Source organism: Pseudomonas sp. W15Feb34, from assembly GCF_023127765.1.
GTDB lineage: Bacteria > Pseudomonadota > Gammaproteobacteria > Pseudomonadales > Pseudomonadaceae > Aquipseudomonas > Aquipseudomonas synxantha_A.
In genome coordinates this window covers 43,889-59,545 of the sequence record NZ_SPKN01000053.1, presented here as the reverse complement: position 1 = coordinate 59,545, position 15,657 = coordinate 43,889, and the positions used below count along the sequence as shown (strand labels likewise).

Sequence of the window (15,657 nt, the reverse complement as noted above, 5' to 3'; positions counted from 1 at the left end):
TGATGTCGGCGCGCTCGGAGGGCCACAGATGGGTTTTGCGATAGCGCAGGGCAATACCCTCGGGTGTGATCAATACCGAGGTGTTGTAATAGGCGTCCGCATCACGTTCGACCAAGCCAATCACAACCGACACATTGCGTTGGCGCACCGCCTGCTGCACGGTTTGCAGCGTCGGGCCGTCCAGGGGCTCGGCGACGTTGGCCAGTTGTTCATCACCGACGAAGCCCATCAAATGGGTTTCCGGGAATACCAGCAAGTCGGTATCCGCGCCGCAGTTGGCGATGGCCTCCAAGGTGCGTCCCAGGTTATAAGCGATATCACCGTCGCGGCCGACTAACTGCAAGAGTTCAATGTTCATGGCAGGTCCTTGGGCAAAGTGCAAACCCGAATTTACCCGGGCCTTCAAATCAGTATGGGGTGCAGCGCAATGGGAAAAAATCACTTCAATGGGGTACCCCGCAATGGGTAGTCAAACCAATTTGACCTTGCAGGACGTGGCCTGGCATGACGCGGTCGGGCGGCTGATCGAAAACCTCGACCAACCGCACTTCTGGGCCTCCATGACGCGTTTGCTCGGGCGCTATGTGCCGGTGGACAGCTGGGTGGTACTGATCTTCAACCCTGGCAGGCCACTGGTACTGGCTGAATCGCCTACGGAGGAAGGTGGCACCGACTCGCTGTTCCAGGACTACCTCAAGGGGCTTTACCTGCTCGATCCGTTTTACCTGGCCAATCGTGAATCACCGCGAAGTGGGCTGTTTCAACTGGACGACGTTGCCCCTGAGTGTTTTGAGCAGACCGATTATTACCAGCGCTACTTTCGCCTGAACGTGGTCGCCGATGAGGTCCACCTCAATGTGCAACTCGATCCCCAGCGCACCCTGAGCCTGTCGTTGGGCAGCCGTTGCCGTTTCAGCCAGGAGCAACTGGCCCTGCTGCGGTTGATCCAGCCCTGGGTGGCCGGGCTGATGCGTCAGCGTTGCGTGTTTGAACAGGCTTCGAACAGCGCGCCGGCAGCAGAGCCGTCAACAGACTGGCAAGAGCGCCTGCTGTCACCGACGTTGCAGATCAGCTCGGCGTTGTCGACCCGTGAGGCCGAGGTGGCGCAACTGATGCTCAGCGGCTGCTCAAACAAAGAGATCGCCCGCAAGCTGGCGATCTCTGCCGAAACGGTCAAGGTTCACCGCAAGCATATGTACAACAAGCTGGGGATCAAATCCCAGTCCGAGCTGTTCCTATTGTTCCTTCAGGCTCAGGAGTGAACAGCAGCCGTCCAACCCACCTTCGTCATCGCCGCCAGCAATTGTTCAGGTTTGAGCGCCAGTGCTTGTCGGCCACGGCCCTGCAGGTCGTTGGCGGCCAACAGAGCATTGAGAATTGCTTCCTCGACGGCGTCCGCAGCGGCCACAAACAACGCGGAGATGTAGTCGTTATTGACCATCTGTAAGGCCGTGGTCGGCGGGCCGGGTTGCCCGAGATTAGCAACCGGCAAGCCGGTATTGCCTACAGAGAACGCGATGAAGATGTCGCCGCTGTCGTCTTCGGTGCCGCCACCGACCCGCGCCAAACCGATACTCGCACGCTGTGCCAGGCGTGTGCATTGATGGGGCAGCAAGGGCGCGTCGGTGGCGATGGTGATCACGATAGACCCCATGCCAGGCACGCCGACGTTCACCGGCCCGTCATAAGGCGAAGGCGTGTCCTGCAATACGCTGCCCACCGGGTAACCCGCCACGCGCAAGGCGCTGCGTACGCCGTAGTTGGCCTGCACCAATGCACCTACGGTCCAGCCGCCCTCTTCGGCGCTCAGCACGCGAGACGACGTACCAATCCCACCTTTGAATTCATGGCAGATCATCCCGTTACCGCCGCCCACGCAGCCTTCCTGCACCGGGCCGCTGTGTGCATCCGCCAATGCGGCGTGCACATGCTCGGCGGTGACGTGCTGGTCCCAGATATCGCTCAAAATGCCATCGTAGGTTTCCAGCACCACCGGCATGCACCAATAGGTGTGTTGCTTGCCCATTTCACGTTCGGCGGCCACCAGTGCATCACGTACCACGCCGACGCTGTGGGTATTGGTGTAGGCAATGGGTGTGGTCAGCAAGCCTGCTTCGCGAATCCACTCAAGGCCGGTGGCATCGCCATTGCCGTTGAGTACGTGAACGCCGGCAAAACACGGCGCCAGATGGGCCGCGACCGGGCGCGGCTCGATGACGGTCACACCGGTATGCATCGAGCCGTCGGCGCTTTCGGCATTGAGGGTGTGATGGCCGACGCGCACGCCGGGCACGTCGGTAATGGCGTTGAACGCCCCAGGGGTGCCCGTGCCAATGGTGATGCCCAGGTCTCGTAAACGCATGTTTTAACTCTCAATAGTCGAGTGAAGAACGTGCGTGAAGTCTAGGTTGGCGGCGGATGCGTGACGATAACCTCCTGTGGTTACCCTCGGGGCGTTAGGTTATTAGTAAGATTGTACTTGTTGATCACGGGGTTCAAACACGAAAAGAAGAAAGGTGGATACCGGCTATATCCACCAACTGACCCCACACGTCAGGGCAATGATCGCACCCACCCCGAGCAGCCACCAGAACAGGGTGCGCTTACGCACTGGCGCACCGGCAGGTAGGCATTCAGGAGGCTCCTCAGGCGGCGGTTCAATTGGCACAATCACCACGGGCACTGAGGGCGGCAACGCCGGCGTTGGGCTGGTGACTGGCGCTCGCCCATCCGCTTCGGTACGACGCGCCAAACGCTGCATCAATCCACCGAGCTGCTGACGTAACGCTTGCAGCATGACCGGCGGCTCATGCCTCTGACTAACCAACAGCCTTGCCAGCCCCTCCAGCTTTTTGTCCATATTGGCCAGAGCGGCTAATGCCGAACGTGGGACTTCCAGGCTGCGCAGTACCCGCTGCCATTGGCCGAACAACCAACCCAATATATCCAGGCGTGCCAACACCTTGGGAGGCCACACACTTCCGCCTGCGCGGCACACGGCATCGATCATCTCTACGCCTTGGGCCATGCCTTCCAGCCCCCGCAGGTGACTGCAAGCCAGGGCAAAACAAGCGGCGGTTTGCAGGTCGGCGCCATTTTTTTCGAACAGGGCCAGGCTTAATTGCTCCACCTGGGCCCAGTCCACGTCCGGACAGGCCGGATGCGTCAATTTGGCCAGCTCATTACGCAGCAAGGCAAACTCACGCAAGCCACTCGGGTCGCCGCCCACTCGCAGCGGTCTTTCCAATAACGCCGTCATTGCGCTTCCTTCAGGGTTCATGGGTTCGACAGATAGTTCTGCCGTCTCAGATGGCGTACCAACACCTTGCCCTCGGGCGCCAGGGTGGCAGCAAACGTTACCTGCTCGCCCGCTTTGAGTTGGACGTCGAGGGCATATTCCAGATGGCCCGGCACGACTTGCGGCAGCAGCTCGATCTGCACCGCCGCCAAACGAGGCTCGTACTTGAGCAGCGTGTGCACCAGGGTGTTCATCAGCCCGTGCGCCGAAGCGGGCAAGCCTTGCAGGATCTGGCCCATGTCCGGCAAACCGTAATCCGGCAGGTGGCTCAACGAGCCCGCGCGGCTGTTGAGGATGCGTTGCAGGTTATCCAGCACCGACAGGGTTTGCTGGTCTTCTTCGCGCACGCGATGCAGGTCCAGTTCACCGTCGAAGTTCTGCAGGAGTATCTCGTAGAGCGAGGGGTTCAGCTCTCCCATGCGCTATTTCTCCACGGGTGTTTGCAGCGTCAATCGGTTGTTACCCAACTCGATCACCCGCGCCTGGTCCGGGTCCAAGTCTTCGCGGGACAGGGTGAGGCGCCAGGTGTTTTTGACGGTATCCGGGTTGCGAAATAACGCCACCACCGTGACAAACTTCGCGTCCTTATGCATGGGCATGTTCAGTTGCGCGCCCTCTCCGGGCTTCACTACCTGAGCTCGCTGGTCCAGCAGATCGGCACTCAACAGGTTGTCCGCATCGCTCAGCACGCGCTCATAGGTCGCCTTGTTGATCAGCGTGTCGTCGCGCAACTGATACACCCGCACCAGGGTCGGCACCGACAGGCCGCTCATGTCGGTCACGTCGGTGTTCATCGCCGCCCGGCCAGTGAAATCCAGGTGCAGGGTCGTCACTTGCTTGTAAAAGATCGACTGGGTCGTGGACACCGTGGCGTCCGTCACCTTCTGAGTCAGCCCACAGCCGCCCAGCAGTGCCCCGAGCACCGCCACTGTTACTGCATTAAAAACGGTACGCGACATGCTGTGCCTCTCTGAACTGGGGATTACCTTGCAGGCCCTGATAGCGGCCCAGATTGATGGTGATGGTGTCGTCGGCGCCGACCTGCCAGGCCGTGCCGCCCAGGCCCAGCACGCCGGTCATGCCCAGCAGCACCGGTGGGCCGCCCAGCACGGGTTTGGGCAAGCTGCGCACCGGCAGCGACAACTGCAACTTCGCGGTGCAACGCCAGCCCAGGTACACCCGCAATAACACCAGCAGGTCCTTGTATAACTGGCCGTCGGGCAGCCAACCATGAGCCTCGTTCAAGTCTTCGGTGTACAGCGCCAGGTGCAACTGGCTGTTGGCATCAAAGCCGGCGCTACCCAGCGGCGTGCCCTGGGACAAGCCCACCGGGCGACTGGAGGACAGACTCGCCGGCTGTGCCAATGGAATCTTGCGCGGCCAGTGCGGTGTCACCTTGGGTTGGGTATTGGGCGCCAACAGCTTGACCAGCGCGGTAATGCCTTCGGCGTTGCGCGTGGGCAGGCGCATCACGCCCAGCAGCGCCAAAAAACGCGAGATCGGTGTGGCCACCTGTTGCGCCGTACCGGGAATGCCCAGGCCCACCAACCCCAGCAGGCATTGCGAAGTGGCGTCGCGGCCACCGCTTTCAAAGGCTGCTGGGTAGGAGTACTTGCGCCAGATCCGATAGAACTGGGTAAAGATCCGGTGATTGAAGATATCCAGAAACGCCTCCAGCGCTTCATGGCCTTCGCGGCGTTGGGCGATGTCATCCAGGAAGCTGGTGGGCATCGGCGAATCAACGCCGTACAGCCCCAGCAGGCGCGTGCGCACCGTGGCCGAGCGCTCGGGATGGTACTCATCGGTTTCGATGGCCCGCAGCTCTCCGGCGGGAAAGCCCATGCCGGGGTCGGGGCGAAAGCGCACCGGGTCATCCGCCGGGTGGGCGGTGCTGCCCAACAAGGGGTGACCGGGCAACGCCTGTTCCAGCAACTGGCAGAACCGGTACAGGTTGGCCTCCGCGACCCGCCCGCCCAGTGCGTCCAGCAAACCGGAGGCTTTCAGCCGGGAATACGCTGACTGTGGTTCTCGTTCCATCGCAGGCACTTTCCAGTAGGTTGCAGGATCAGCGTGAGCTGGTTGAATAAATGAATGTCGGCATACAGGCCAAAGAAGCGGTGGAGCATTTCACCGAACAGGCTGATATCGCCCTCCCCCGAAAACCCGTTGGCATCCAGGGTGACTTCGATGTCTACGCCGCGCAGTAAAAAGCCCTTTTCGAAGCGCTGAACCAGATGGTGGCGAACATCGACAATCGCCTCCAGGCGACGACGGTTCAACTCGCTGCCGGTCCAGTCGTACAGCGCCAACGTGCCGCGCAGTACCTCGGCGCTGTCGAGCATCGGCAGGAAGTTGGAGCCCAGGTGGCTGAGTACCCGCCAATGGAAACGATCCCGGTTGGGCGGGTACTGCGGCAGGCTCGGCGCACACAGGTTGCGCACCCGCAGACCGGCCTGGGTCGATTGCACGGCGGTGTCGAGCAAGGTGCTTTGCAATGCTTTGCGCGGCAACAGGCCGTTGGTGCCGGTCAGGCGCAGGGACAGGCTTTCGGTGGTGTTCAAACGGTCCGCGTCGAAGCCCTCGCCGCCCAGGATCAGCCAGGTGTCGTGCAGGCCCTTGGCCGAGCGCTTCAAGCGGGTGTGGAAGTAGCGTTCCGGCGCATCGTCGCGCAGCATCCCGCCCTTGTGGCGGAAGCTGGTGAACGGCACATAGTCGTGGCGTTCGGCGTTTTTCGACGAGGTGACCCGGTCGACCGAATAGATCTCCGTATGGCCGTCCTGCAAACGCATCGGCCGCAGCAGGTAGTCAGTCTGCAACGGCGCCAGGGTCAAGGGGTCGGCCTCCAGCGGGAACAGGTTGATCACCGGCACCGCATGCAGGCGAATGTGCTCGTGGTTGAGGCTGAATTCGTGGGGCCACGCCTCGCGCAGTACCACGTCCAGTTCGAACCAGGGCGTGCCGGCAGCCAACGCCAGGCGCTCCAACCCGCACAGGGTCACGAACATGAACTTTTCGCGAAAGGTGAAATATTCCAGCAGCAGTTGGTAACCGCTGAACGCGCTGTCGCCCTTGGGCCACAGGCGATCCTCATCGGCAAACCCCTTGGGGGCGAAATGCGCCTGCAGCACCTGGCGCTCGGTTTGCCCTGGCAGGCGCGCATACACCGCCTGGGTGTTGAGGGTCAGCGCCTGGTGCAGGGCGCTGGCCAGCGCCGCGTCGGCATTGAGGTACAGCGGCAGGCGGCTCAGGTCGATCTCGCCCCAGTCGGTCAAGGCGCCGCAGGCAAAGCGCAGGCGCAACACCGAGCGGCCGTCCGGCTCGTAGGCCAGGCGCACCTGCTCCAGCGCCAACGGTTGCAGGGTCAGCGCCTGGGTGGTGGTGTAGCAGCAGCGCGTGCCTTGCGGGCCGATGGGTTGGGACAGCACCTCAAAGCCCTTCACGATTGGCTCGCTGTGCTTCATGTGCTTGAGGTCTGGCGCCAGTTCGATGACCGACAGCGACGGAATGGTGCGCAAGTAGTGCGGCCACAACAGGCTGACCAGCCCCTCGGTCAGCTCAGGCAGGTCATCGTCGAGCTTTTCGCGCAGGCGCCCCATCAGGAACGCGAAGCCCTCGAACAGGCGCTCTACGTAAGGGTCCTGGGCGCCGGGTTTATCCAGGTTGAGTTGCGCCGCCCGGTCGGGGAACGCCTGCGCGAACTCCTTGCCGGCTTCGCGCAGGTAGCGCATCTCGGCATCAAAGTAACGCAGCGTCAAATTATCCATGCTCACACCTACACTCCCGCTCAATAAGGGTTAGCCGCACAGCACGGCGGCGCGTACCGGGTCGATCGTCACCAGCGCCGCCAGCAAGGCTTCGGTGCGCCGGGCCAGGCCGGGTTTGTCGGCATCGTTGCGTTGCGCTTTCAAGCGCAGCAGTTTGAGCAGACGCGCCTTGACCTCAAAATTCAGCTCCGGCTCCCACGCCGCCAGGCCATGCTGTTGCGCGGTGACGTCCAGCTCGCCCAGCAAGTGCATCGCCAGCTCGCTCTTGCCGTATTGCTCGGCAACCCGCGCCATCAACAGCCGCAACAGCCAGCGTTGGCGCCCGCTCTGCGCGCCTGGGCGCGCCGCCAGCCAGGCCAGCGCCGCCTCGACCCCGTCGCTGTCGGCCTGGGCCACCGCTTCGCTTTCCAGCGAGAGAATGTCGGCGTCGCCGGAGGTCAGCACCGCCCGTGGCGCGGGCAGCCATTGTTGTGGGCGATTGCCGCTGACGTGCTGGGTGATCCAGTCACGGGTGGTCTCGTCGGCGAAGGGTGTGCCGTCGCTCCAGTGCAGCAACTCCAGGCCCGGCAAACGCTCAAGGAACATCCCCAGGTCACGCTTGACGATGTCCGCCCAACTGTCCTGCGGCGCCGGTTGCTTGCTCAGCGCCTGGTACAGGTACCACTGCAAATCCAGCCAGAAATGGTTCACTCCCTCGGCGTACATGCGTTCGATCTGGTCGAGCAGTTCCGACCAGCCCTGTTGCAGGTACAGGCGCTTGAGCTGCGCGCGATAATCGCCACGCGGCGGTGTCAGGCGCGTGGTGCCACTGGCCTCCTCCGGCGGCGTCTGATGCACGGTGTCCCAGCGCAGGCTTTTCATCAGCCGATGCGCCGCCAGCCACCCCAGGGGTTGCTCGCGCAAATAGCCGGCCAGCGCACGACCGTTGTCCAGCAGGTCGCGCCCGGACTTGATCGTCGTAACGCCGGGCGCCGCCGTGTGCAGGTTGGTTTCATGACTGGCGCTGTGCTGCGGCACCAGCGCATCCACCCCGCCAGACTGCGCCAACCTTGCCGACAACGCGTCATACAGCGCCCCCAACGCCGGGCGCTGATCCGCCGGCCAGGCTTGCAGCCCCTGCTCCAGCCAGGCCAGCGCCGCCACCGTACGCTCGGCCTCGCTGCGCACCACCTCCGGGTACAGCGACAGGCTGTCCAACACCTTGCCGCTGGCCAGCCATTCCAGGGCCATCTTGCGGGTGTTGGGCCGCGTCGGCAGCACCTCGGCGGCATAGCGCTCCACCAGTGCAGCCAACAAAGTCAGGCCATCCGCCAACCCGGCCTCACCGTCTTTTTGCAGGCGCGCCCACAGGTAATAGGTGGCCACGCGCAAATCCTTGCAAGTGTGCTCCAGCAGCTTCTGCGCCCACTGCACCACCTGCTCGGCATCGGCGCCGGAGAGCTTGTTGACCTCTTCGCGCATACGCTGGAAGTCGTCGTCGTAACCGGGGTCTTGGCCGGCGGGCGCGTCGCTGCTGATCGGCTGCAGCCACGCCTGCCAGGGCCCGGCCTGTTGACGAGCCAGGGCCACGGCGTCACGTTCGCCCAGGCATTGGGTGACCAGGGTGTGCAGGCTCATTCAAGGTTCCCCTGTGTTGCAGTCGTCGCCGTGCTCTCAGCCAGAAAAATCTGCTGCGGCAAGGTGAAGTTGCGCAGCGCCAGCAAGGCCAGCGGCCCGGTGCTCATTTCGGTGCGCAGGTTCCAGGTCAGGTCCAGGCCATCCGGGGCCTTGAGCACCATGCGAAAGCGGCTGTCGCCGTCGTCCAGCGGTGTGAGGGTGGCTTTTTCCAGCAGGCGGATCAGGCCCCAGGTGCCCTCGAAATCCCCGAACAGGCGCTCGCCGCTCTGCACGCTGGTCCAACTCAAACTCGCTCCCGGGTCGTCGCTGAAGCCCGGCCAGTTGAAGCGCTGCCAGGCCTGGCGCTGGTTGAAATACTGGTGCTCTTCGCCATTGAGAATGAAGTTGGTCTGCACCACGTTGCGCGACGGTCGGCCTTGCAATTCGAAGCTCATGCCCATGCCGCCGTCGGTGTACATCACGTCGGCCAACTGGCTGAGCTGGTTGATCGCCGCCAGAAATTGCGGGTTGAAGCGCAGCCCCTGACTGTGGCGCGGGTCGGCCACCCAACGGCTGCCTTCCTTGCGCAGCACGCCGCCCAGTTGGTTCTGCAAAAACTGCTCGATGCGCCCGGAGTCGGCGCGGATCATTTGCCCCAGCATCGGCAGCGAGGCGTCGCTGGTGGTGTTGGCGAACGGATAACGCCCGGCGAACGCGCCCTGCCAGTCGGTGACGATTGCCCGCCGCCACTGGTTGTTGAGCCCTGCCGCCGAAGGTTGCAGCACCCGCTGCCAGGCTTGCGCCAGCGGCTGCACAAACAGGGTCTGGCCGACCACGCCCCACTCCGCGCCCAGGCTGGCGGCGATCAGGCTGCCATAGGACTGGGTGTCGGTAAGGTCGACACTCTTACCCTGGAACACCGTCTGCGCCAGGGCTTGGGTCATTTCCCGCGGGTCGGAGGCGCTGCTCACTTGCTGCAGTTTCAGGCGCACCCGCGTCACGCGGGTGAGGAAGGCTTGCAGGCTCAGGCGCTCGCTGTCGGCCTTGCCTTCGGCGTCCTTGCCAAGCAGGGTCAGCAGCGGCCCGAAGGTGCCGTCCAATGGACTGCGCGGTACCTGGCTCTGCTGGTCGATCAACGGCACCTTGTCCTGGTCGAGCAAGTCTTTGGCCGACTTCATCAGAGAATCGGCCAATGCTTGCGTGCGCGTGCCGGCCTGGCCCTGGTAAGCCAGGGTGTTCATCAGCGCGATCAATGGCGACTGGCGCACGTCGGTCATCAGGGTCAGCTGGTCGATCACATCGCCCATGCCCTCGGCCTTGCGCCAGCGCAGGCTGTTGAGAAAATCCAGCCAGGCACTGGAATAGTCCTGGAAGTAACGCTCGGTGAGTTGCTCCTTGAGCATTTGCGGGGTCAGCTCGCTGGCGATGTCGGTCTGACTGTCGCTGAGCACCCAGTCGATTTCCTCACGGCGTGCTTCGGCGATCTCATCGATGGCCTGACGCACCCGGCCTTCCCACGCCTGCCGGGTAAACACCCCCGCTACGCTGGCCGTGGTGGTGAACAGCGCCGAGGCATCGGTTTCGCCAACCATGCCGTGCAGGCTCAACGCCGGGTATTGATTGGCCGCAATGTCGAGCACTTTGCGGTACAACGCGGCCTGCGCATTGCGCTGGCCCAACTGGCTGAGCAACACCTGACGGGCCTGGGCCACCAGCGCCGGGTCGGCCTTGATCGCCCAGTCCGGGTGCGCCGCCAACTGCTCACCATAGAAACCCCACAAGACCGGCGACAACCCTTGCCAAAGCCCCGTCGACACGCCGCTGCGCGCCGGTTCGGCGTTTACCAGCGCCTTGCGTAAAAAGGTGGCGTCGGCCTTTTGCGGCCGGGCCAGCATCAGGTACGCCTTCAAGTTCTCATAAGCCCCAGCAGCAGCCCCCGCACGCTGTTCGCTGCCGGGCGGCAAGGCGATAAACGCCTTGAGCCGGCCCTGCAGGTTGGCCACCACCGGGTCGCGCATCAAACGATTATTGGCCTGCACGTAATGCGGCCACACTGCCGCCAGCAGGTTCTGGTTTTGCTCCAGGCCGAAGCGCTGATACCACGGCACGCCGTTTTTGGCGCGGTAATCCAGGCGCGCCAGTTCACGGGTCAGATCGTTGAGCGCGGTCAACTGCACGTCGCCGCTGCCGGGCTGCTGCAAGGCCGCTACCGAACGCTCGACCTCGCCAATCTGCACGCGGTTGGTCACGAACGAGAGCAACAACCCCGCGCCCCATAACAGCGCCAGGCCCAACACCAACGCATACCCGACGCGCACCACGCCCCAGCCCAAACGCCGAGCCGTGCGGTTATACTCAAGCACACCCTGCCACGGGGCGGGCGCGGACCAGTCGTGGGTTTTTGAAGCAGACTTTAGCGGCGCCACCGGTAGGCTGAACCACAGCCCACGCAACGGCACTCCCCGAGCAAAATCGGGCGTCAGCGGCTCCAGCACCTGCCGCCAACGGGCAATTCCCTTGGCCTGCAAATCACGCGACAACCGCAGCAGAAAATCGTGGGCCAATGTCTCATTCATCTGCCCCAGCCCGGCGCGGCGCAACGGCGTGAGCAACTCGGTCAAATGCTCCTGCAGTTCCTGCGCACTGAAACGCTCGGGCAATACACAGCCCACCGGTTGCACCGCACGGCCGGTTTGCTCCCAGGTGCTGGCGCACACTTGCCAGAGGTACAAGGGCAACTGCCAGCCTACGTGATGCGCCAAGCGTTTTAACTGGCGCACACCGGTAGCCATTGCGGCATCGTCAGCGGCCTGGGTGTTGTCCAAGGCCCAGACCACGCCGTCCAGGGAGCGCCAGCGACTCAGGCCGGACCAGTGTTCGGTGAAGGTTTGCTCCAGGGATTCATGGGCGTTTCCGCCCCATAGTAGGACGGTGCCTTGGCCTTCCAGCCAGTGTTGGGTGGTGAGGTTGGGGGCGATGGCTTCGACGGTGTCGGGGTTGCCGATCACCAGGAGGAGGCGGACTTTTTGGCGCCAGAGGGGGCCGTAGTACTCGCGTAGGTGAGCCTTCAACTCTGGCAGATGCGCACTCGGCTTTTGAGGCAAGGTCATCTGTTTATCTGTCTCGGGATAAACCTTATCCGCCAGCCCTTGTTCTCGATGGTTTTGGCGCTTGAGATACGTCAATAGACGCGGTACTGAATAGGCCATCATCGCGAAGATGATGATCAGTAAAAAAGCAAAAAACTTGTGGTGGTTCTCGACGAGCCCCAACTTATTGCCGTATGTCCAGATAGCCCAGCCCACAGCAGCCGCCAGCGCAATGACCCACACCGCAGTCCCCGCGCGGCGCCATGAATTGCTCCCCATGTTCATGCCAACTCTCCTGTGGTAACCGTGCTGATCCAGCGCTGTGATTTTTCTCGGGCCAATACCAATAAAGGCTGGCGTTGATGCCGGACTATCTCCACGCCAAGCGCGGTTACCAGCCAGTGAGCCAGCGGCCCCGGACGGCCGCACAAACCCTCCAGAAACCACTGCTGCTCGGCCTGCAGCGACGTGCCATGCCCGGCTGCAGCGGTGAGTATTTTTCCGGTGATTGGGTGCCAGTCCGCCCCATCGGCTAGAAGCCCCGTCGCCTTGCAAGCGCTGGTCTGGGTTTGCACAAACAGCGGAAATTCGCTGTCCAGTGCGTCGATGCTCAAAGGCATTGGCCGTAACAAGCCAGCCGTCACAGGCAGCTTCAAGGCCTGCGCCAGAGCGTCGGGGCATAGCAACAAGGCAGCCAGACCGTCGGAATAGGTGTCCTTGCCACAGACCTGTAGCACCAGGACCAACTCGATGGTCGTACTCGCCGTTTTAAAAACGTCATCGACCCACTGAAAGGACAGCTCATTCACGACGCTGATCATCATCGGTTGGGATAGGTTCGGATCGGCGGACCAGGTCTTCTGTACGTCGTCGCGTAAGGCCTGGTAGTGGTCTGGAGCGACATCGCTCAACAGGGTGATCCGCAGATCCTGGCCCACGGGCAGCGTTTGCAGGCTCGGCGCCAGCGCCTGGATCAGCATCTGCAACCCAGCCGCCGCACGCGCCTCTCGCGCAGGCAAAGCTGCCAAGCGCCGCACCGTATCTGTACGCACAGGTAGTGCAGAGGAGTTTTGAACCAGCACACTGGCGGACACCTGATCCGGCAACAGCACACAACTGGCAGCCACGGCCAGGCTACGCTGCGCCCACCCCTGCCAGGACTGCTCCGCCTCTCGGGCTTGCGCCTCAAGAAACTGATAATGGCTCAGGGCACCGCCGTACATATGGGCACGAGCGCCGAACGCCAGTACCCACACCAGCAATGGGAAACCGGCGAGCGCCCAGATGTTCAACACCTGCAGCCACGGCAGACGTTCGGAGGCATGCAGCACAAACAGCAACACACCGACCAGCACTGCCACGATGGCCGCCAACAGCCAGCGCATCATCACAGGAGGTTCTGGAGCTTCCACCACCTCGGGTGCCCGACGTTCCCAACCCATGACTAGCCCACCCCGCAATCGGGAGCGCTGGAAATCAACTGGCAGCCGCACTCACTGCGGCAACCGTTGATCACCATGGCTCGGCCGCCTTCGGTCCAGTCCGGGCAGCCTTCGACGATGCGGTTGACGCCATGGCCTGGCAGCGGGCAACGCACCAGATCACCGACCAGCGCGACGGGCTTGCCATGCACGATGGTGGTGGATGAGGCTGATATAACCTCTCCACCGTGGGTGGTTTTATCACCCAATAAAACGAAACCTTGGGACATATTTATAACTTCCAATAACTAGCTTGCAACGAGCTAGGCGTTCACAAAAAAAATCAGGGTTGTTCGTGGAACAAAACCCAAACGAACTCCTCCTTAAACCCCACCTCACGCCACAACTAATTAAATTCCCGGGGACACTGCGCCGTTCCATTGCTAGCATTTAAAGCACTTCCAAGCGTCAACGTGTCAGCCACAAAAGAGAAAGGCAGGTCGATGATAGCTAAAGGAATAATAAAGCCAGCAGATCCCTTAATCATGTTCCAATTGGTTGCCACATACAGATCCAAATGCACACCTTGATAGGGGCAAAATGGGCCATTCATAGTCACTGCTGCGAATGAGCCACAGCCGGAAATAGAAATGGCAGCGCCTCCTAATATTCCGTATTTCAAACACTTCATACCGCCCCCTTCAACCAACTTCCTGGGATATTTTTATATGTCTGCCTGGACAAAACCACGTAAAAAACAAAAAGCCACATTGTGAAATATTTACGCAAACAGCAGTTACCCTCCACCTAAAGCTCATTGTTTCAAACCAAAAGAAAGAACCAGTCAATTGACTGCAAACACTGACTAAAGTGAAATATTTAGATCATCGAAAACTATCCCTTGCTTGGCGAATGGCTTGTAGCTTCTTGAAATTCGGCTTGTTGCCATCCGCCGTAACACTGCCATCGGGGTAGGTATTCTTGGGATAATTGCCTACTTTCTGCACCGTCGACTCAACGGAGTAAACGACGTAGTCGGCATGCAGCACTGGTTCAAACGCTACCTTTCTGGCATTGGGCGCTCGGTAATACGAATAAATTTCGCCCTCTCCGACTATCCAGGCGACCTTTTCATGCTTGCCAATTACTTGCTCATTAATCCAAGGGTAGTAGTCCTTCTTAATCAGCAGATCACCACTGATCTTTCTCGTAGGCTCAAAAACAGAGCGCCGCTGTGGCAGGTGTTGATCGAACATCACAATAATCCCGCCTCCCGAACCCGCTCTTACGTTATCCCCAAAGTGCGTCGTGTTGGCATAGGTGACGCCAAAGGTGACGTTACTCAGTTGCCACTGACATCGGGTACCGCCATTGATGGGCAGCTTCGCCTCATATATATCGCTCTGCCCCTGCTGCTGCGGCTGGACCGTACTAGACAGGTAGCCATCTTCCTCATAACTGGACCAATCCGCGCCTGAGCGTTTGATCGGACATTTCTCGGAGCGGTACATAACCCGCATGGGTTCCGCTGCGAGATTCGGGGGAACCTTTACGGTGATGCTGACCTCCTCTCCTCCCGGTGGCGGGGACAAGGTTTTGCTCTGGGCGCAGCCGCTAACGCTAAATAGCAGCAGGCTACCCATTGCGTGGCGAACGAGCATGTTCATACCTCACCCCTGGCGATGGGCAATAAACTTAGATGCTCGATGGTCATTGTGTCCGCCCCAAGCGAATGGTTTGCAGCTTCTTGAAGCTTGGTTTGCTGCCACCCACCACAACGCTGCCATCGGAGTAAGTGAACAGGTTGTGATTTCCCTTTTTCTTTTCCTTCGGCCCCACCGAGTAAACCAAATAGTCCGTATGTAGTAGCGGCTCAAACGCTACCTTTCGAGATTTCAGGGCGCGGTAATACAAATAGATTTCACCCTCACCGACTAGCCAAGCGAGTTTTTCATGCTTACCAAGGAACTGCTCGTTAACCCAAGGGTAGTAGTCCTTCCTGATCAGTAGATCACCGCTAACATTGATAATCGGCTCAAAAACAGAACGCTGTTGGGGTAGGTGCTGATCAAACATCACAATAACCCCTCCCCCAGGACCCGCTTTAACGTTCTCCCCGAAGTGCGCCGTGTTGGCATAGGTAACGCCAAAAGTAACGTTGCTCAGTTGCCACTGGCATCGGCCGCCGCCGTTGATGGCTAGCTTCGCCTCATATATATCGCTCTGCCCCTGCTGCTGCGGCTGGACCGTAGTAGACAGGTAGCCATCCTCCTCATAACTGGACCAATCCACCCCGGAACGTTTGATGGGGCATTTCTCGGAGCGGTACATCACCCTCATGGGTTCCGCTGCGAGATTCGGGGGGACCTTTACCGTAATGCTGACCTCCTCCCCGTCCTGTGGCGGCGACAAAGTTTTATTCTGGGCGCAGGCGGTGAGAGTGAGCAGCAACAAGCTGCCCATTGCATGGCGGATGAGTGTGTTCATAT

General features: G+C 61.1%; 15 protein-coding genes. 1 reads left to right on the top strand and 14 read right to left on the bottom strand.

Features of this window, described 5'->3' with window-relative positions:
• The coding region (locus E4O97_RS26500; RefSeq protein ID WP_282445383.1) for a nitrilase-related carbon-nitrogen hydrolase at nucleotides 1–358 on the bottom strand (358 nt) is incomplete at its 3' end.
• 103 nt (nucleotides 359–461) lie between these two features.
• Between E4O97_RS26500 and E4O97_RS26495 the strand changes: the two genes are divergently transcribed.
• A complete protein-coding gene (locus tag E4O97_RS26495) occupies nucleotides 462–1,262 on the top strand; it encodes a LuxR family transcriptional regulator (protein WP_248162751.1) in 801 nt (266 codons plus the stop codon).
• Here the strand turns inward: E4O97_RS26495 and E4O97_RS26490 are convergent.
• From E4O97_RS26490 to E4O97_RS26430, 13 genes are all read right to left on the bottom strand, one after another.
• Nucleotides 1,253–2,362 (bottom strand): P1 family peptidase, encoded by a 1,110-nt coding sequence (locus E4O97_RS26490; protein ID WP_248162750.1) that lies wholly within the window; start codon nucleotides 2,360–2,362, stop codon nucleotides 1,253–1,255. The two genes, E4O97_RS26495 and E4O97_RS26490, sit on opposite strands and share 10 nt — an antisense overlap.
• 165 nt (nucleotides 2,363–2,527) lie before the next feature.
• Complete coding sequence (locus E4O97_RS26485) at nucleotides 2,528–3,259, bottom strand: type VI secretion system ImpA family N-terminal domain-containing protein (RefSeq protein ID WP_248162749.1); 732 nt, start codon at nucleotides 3,257–3,259, stop codon at nucleotides 2,528–2,530.
• 17 nt (nucleotides 3,260–3,276) lie between these two features.
• The gene (gene tssE / locus E4O97_RS26480) at nucleotides 3,277–3,717 is read right to left on the bottom strand and encodes a type VI secretion system baseplate subunit TssE (protein WP_248162748.1); all 441 of its coding nucleotides are present in this window, start codon (nucleotides 3,715–3,717) and stop codon (nucleotides 3,277–3,279) included.
• 3 nt (nucleotides 3,718–3,720) lie between these two features.
• On the bottom strand, nucleotides 3,721–4,257 hold the full coding sequence (gene tssJ, locus E4O97_RS26475; protein ID WP_065944078.1) for a type VI secretion system lipoprotein TssJ: 537 nt from the start codon (nucleotides 4,255–4,257) through the stop codon (nucleotides 3,721–3,723).
• Nucleotides 4,238–5,335 carry a type VI secretion system baseplate subunit TssG gene (gene tssG / locus E4O97_RS26470; RefSeq protein ID WP_248130680.1) on the bottom strand — a complete coding sequence of 366 codons (1,098 nt, stop codon included), beginning with the start codon at nucleotides 5,333–5,335 and terminating at the stop codon, nucleotides 4,238–4,240. Before tssG ends, tssJ begins: the two co-directional genes overlap by 20 nt.
• Nucleotides 5,299–7,068 carry a type VI secretion system baseplate subunit TssF gene (gene tssF, locus E4O97_RS26465; protein ID WP_248162747.1) on the bottom strand — a complete coding sequence of 590 codons (1,770 nt, stop codon included), beginning with the start codon at nucleotides 7,066–7,068 and terminating at the stop codon, nucleotides 5,299–5,301. Before tssF ends, tssG begins: the two co-directional genes overlap by 37 nt.
• Before the next feature lie 24 nt (nucleotides 7,069–7,092).
• A complete protein-coding gene (gene tssA / locus E4O97_RS26460; protein ID WP_248162746.1) occupies nucleotides 7,093–8,679 on the bottom strand; it encodes a type VI secretion system protein TssA in 1,587 nt (528 codons plus the stop codon).
• Nucleotides 8,676–11,768 carry an ImcF-related family protein gene (locus tag E4O97_RS26455; RefSeq protein ID WP_248162825.1) on the bottom strand — a complete coding sequence of 1,031 codons (3,093 nt, stop codon included), beginning with the start codon at nucleotides 11,766–11,768 and terminating at the stop codon, nucleotides 8,676–8,678. Before E4O97_RS26455 ends, tssA begins: the two co-directional genes overlap by 4 nt.
• A 260-nt stretch (nucleotides 11,769–12,028) precedes the next feature.
• A complete protein-coding gene (locus E4O97_RS26450; protein ID WP_248162738.1) occupies nucleotides 12,029–13,189 on the bottom strand; it encodes a hypothetical protein in 1,161 nt (386 codons plus the stop codon).
• A gap of 2 nt (nucleotides 13,190–13,191) precedes the next feature.
• On the bottom strand, nucleotides 13,192–13,458 hold the full coding sequence (locus E4O97_RS26445; protein ID WP_248130672.1) for a PAAR domain-containing protein: 267 nt from the start codon (nucleotides 13,456–13,458) through the stop codon (nucleotides 13,192–13,194).
• Between the two features lie 116 nt (nucleotides 13,459–13,574).
• A complete protein-coding gene (locus tag E4O97_RS26440) occupies nucleotides 13,575–13,859 on the bottom strand; it encodes a YceK/YidQ family lipoprotein (protein WP_248162736.1) in 285 nt (94 codons plus the stop codon).
• A 193-nt stretch (nucleotides 13,860–14,052) separates the two neighbouring features.
• Nucleotides 14,053–14,835 carry a hypothetical protein gene (locus tag E4O97_RS26435; RefSeq protein WP_248162733.1) on the bottom strand — a complete coding sequence of 261 codons (783 nt, stop codon included), beginning with the start codon at nucleotides 14,833–14,835 and terminating at the stop codon, nucleotides 14,053–14,055.
• 43 nt (nucleotides 14,836–14,878) lie between these two features.
• Nucleotides 14,879–15,655 carry a hypothetical protein gene (locus tag E4O97_RS26430; RefSeq protein ID WP_248162731.1) on the bottom strand — a complete coding sequence of 259 codons (777 nt, stop codon included), beginning with the start codon at nucleotides 15,653–15,655 and terminating at the stop codon, nucleotides 14,879–14,881.
• Nucleotides 15,656–15,657 lie beyond the last annotated feature (2 nt).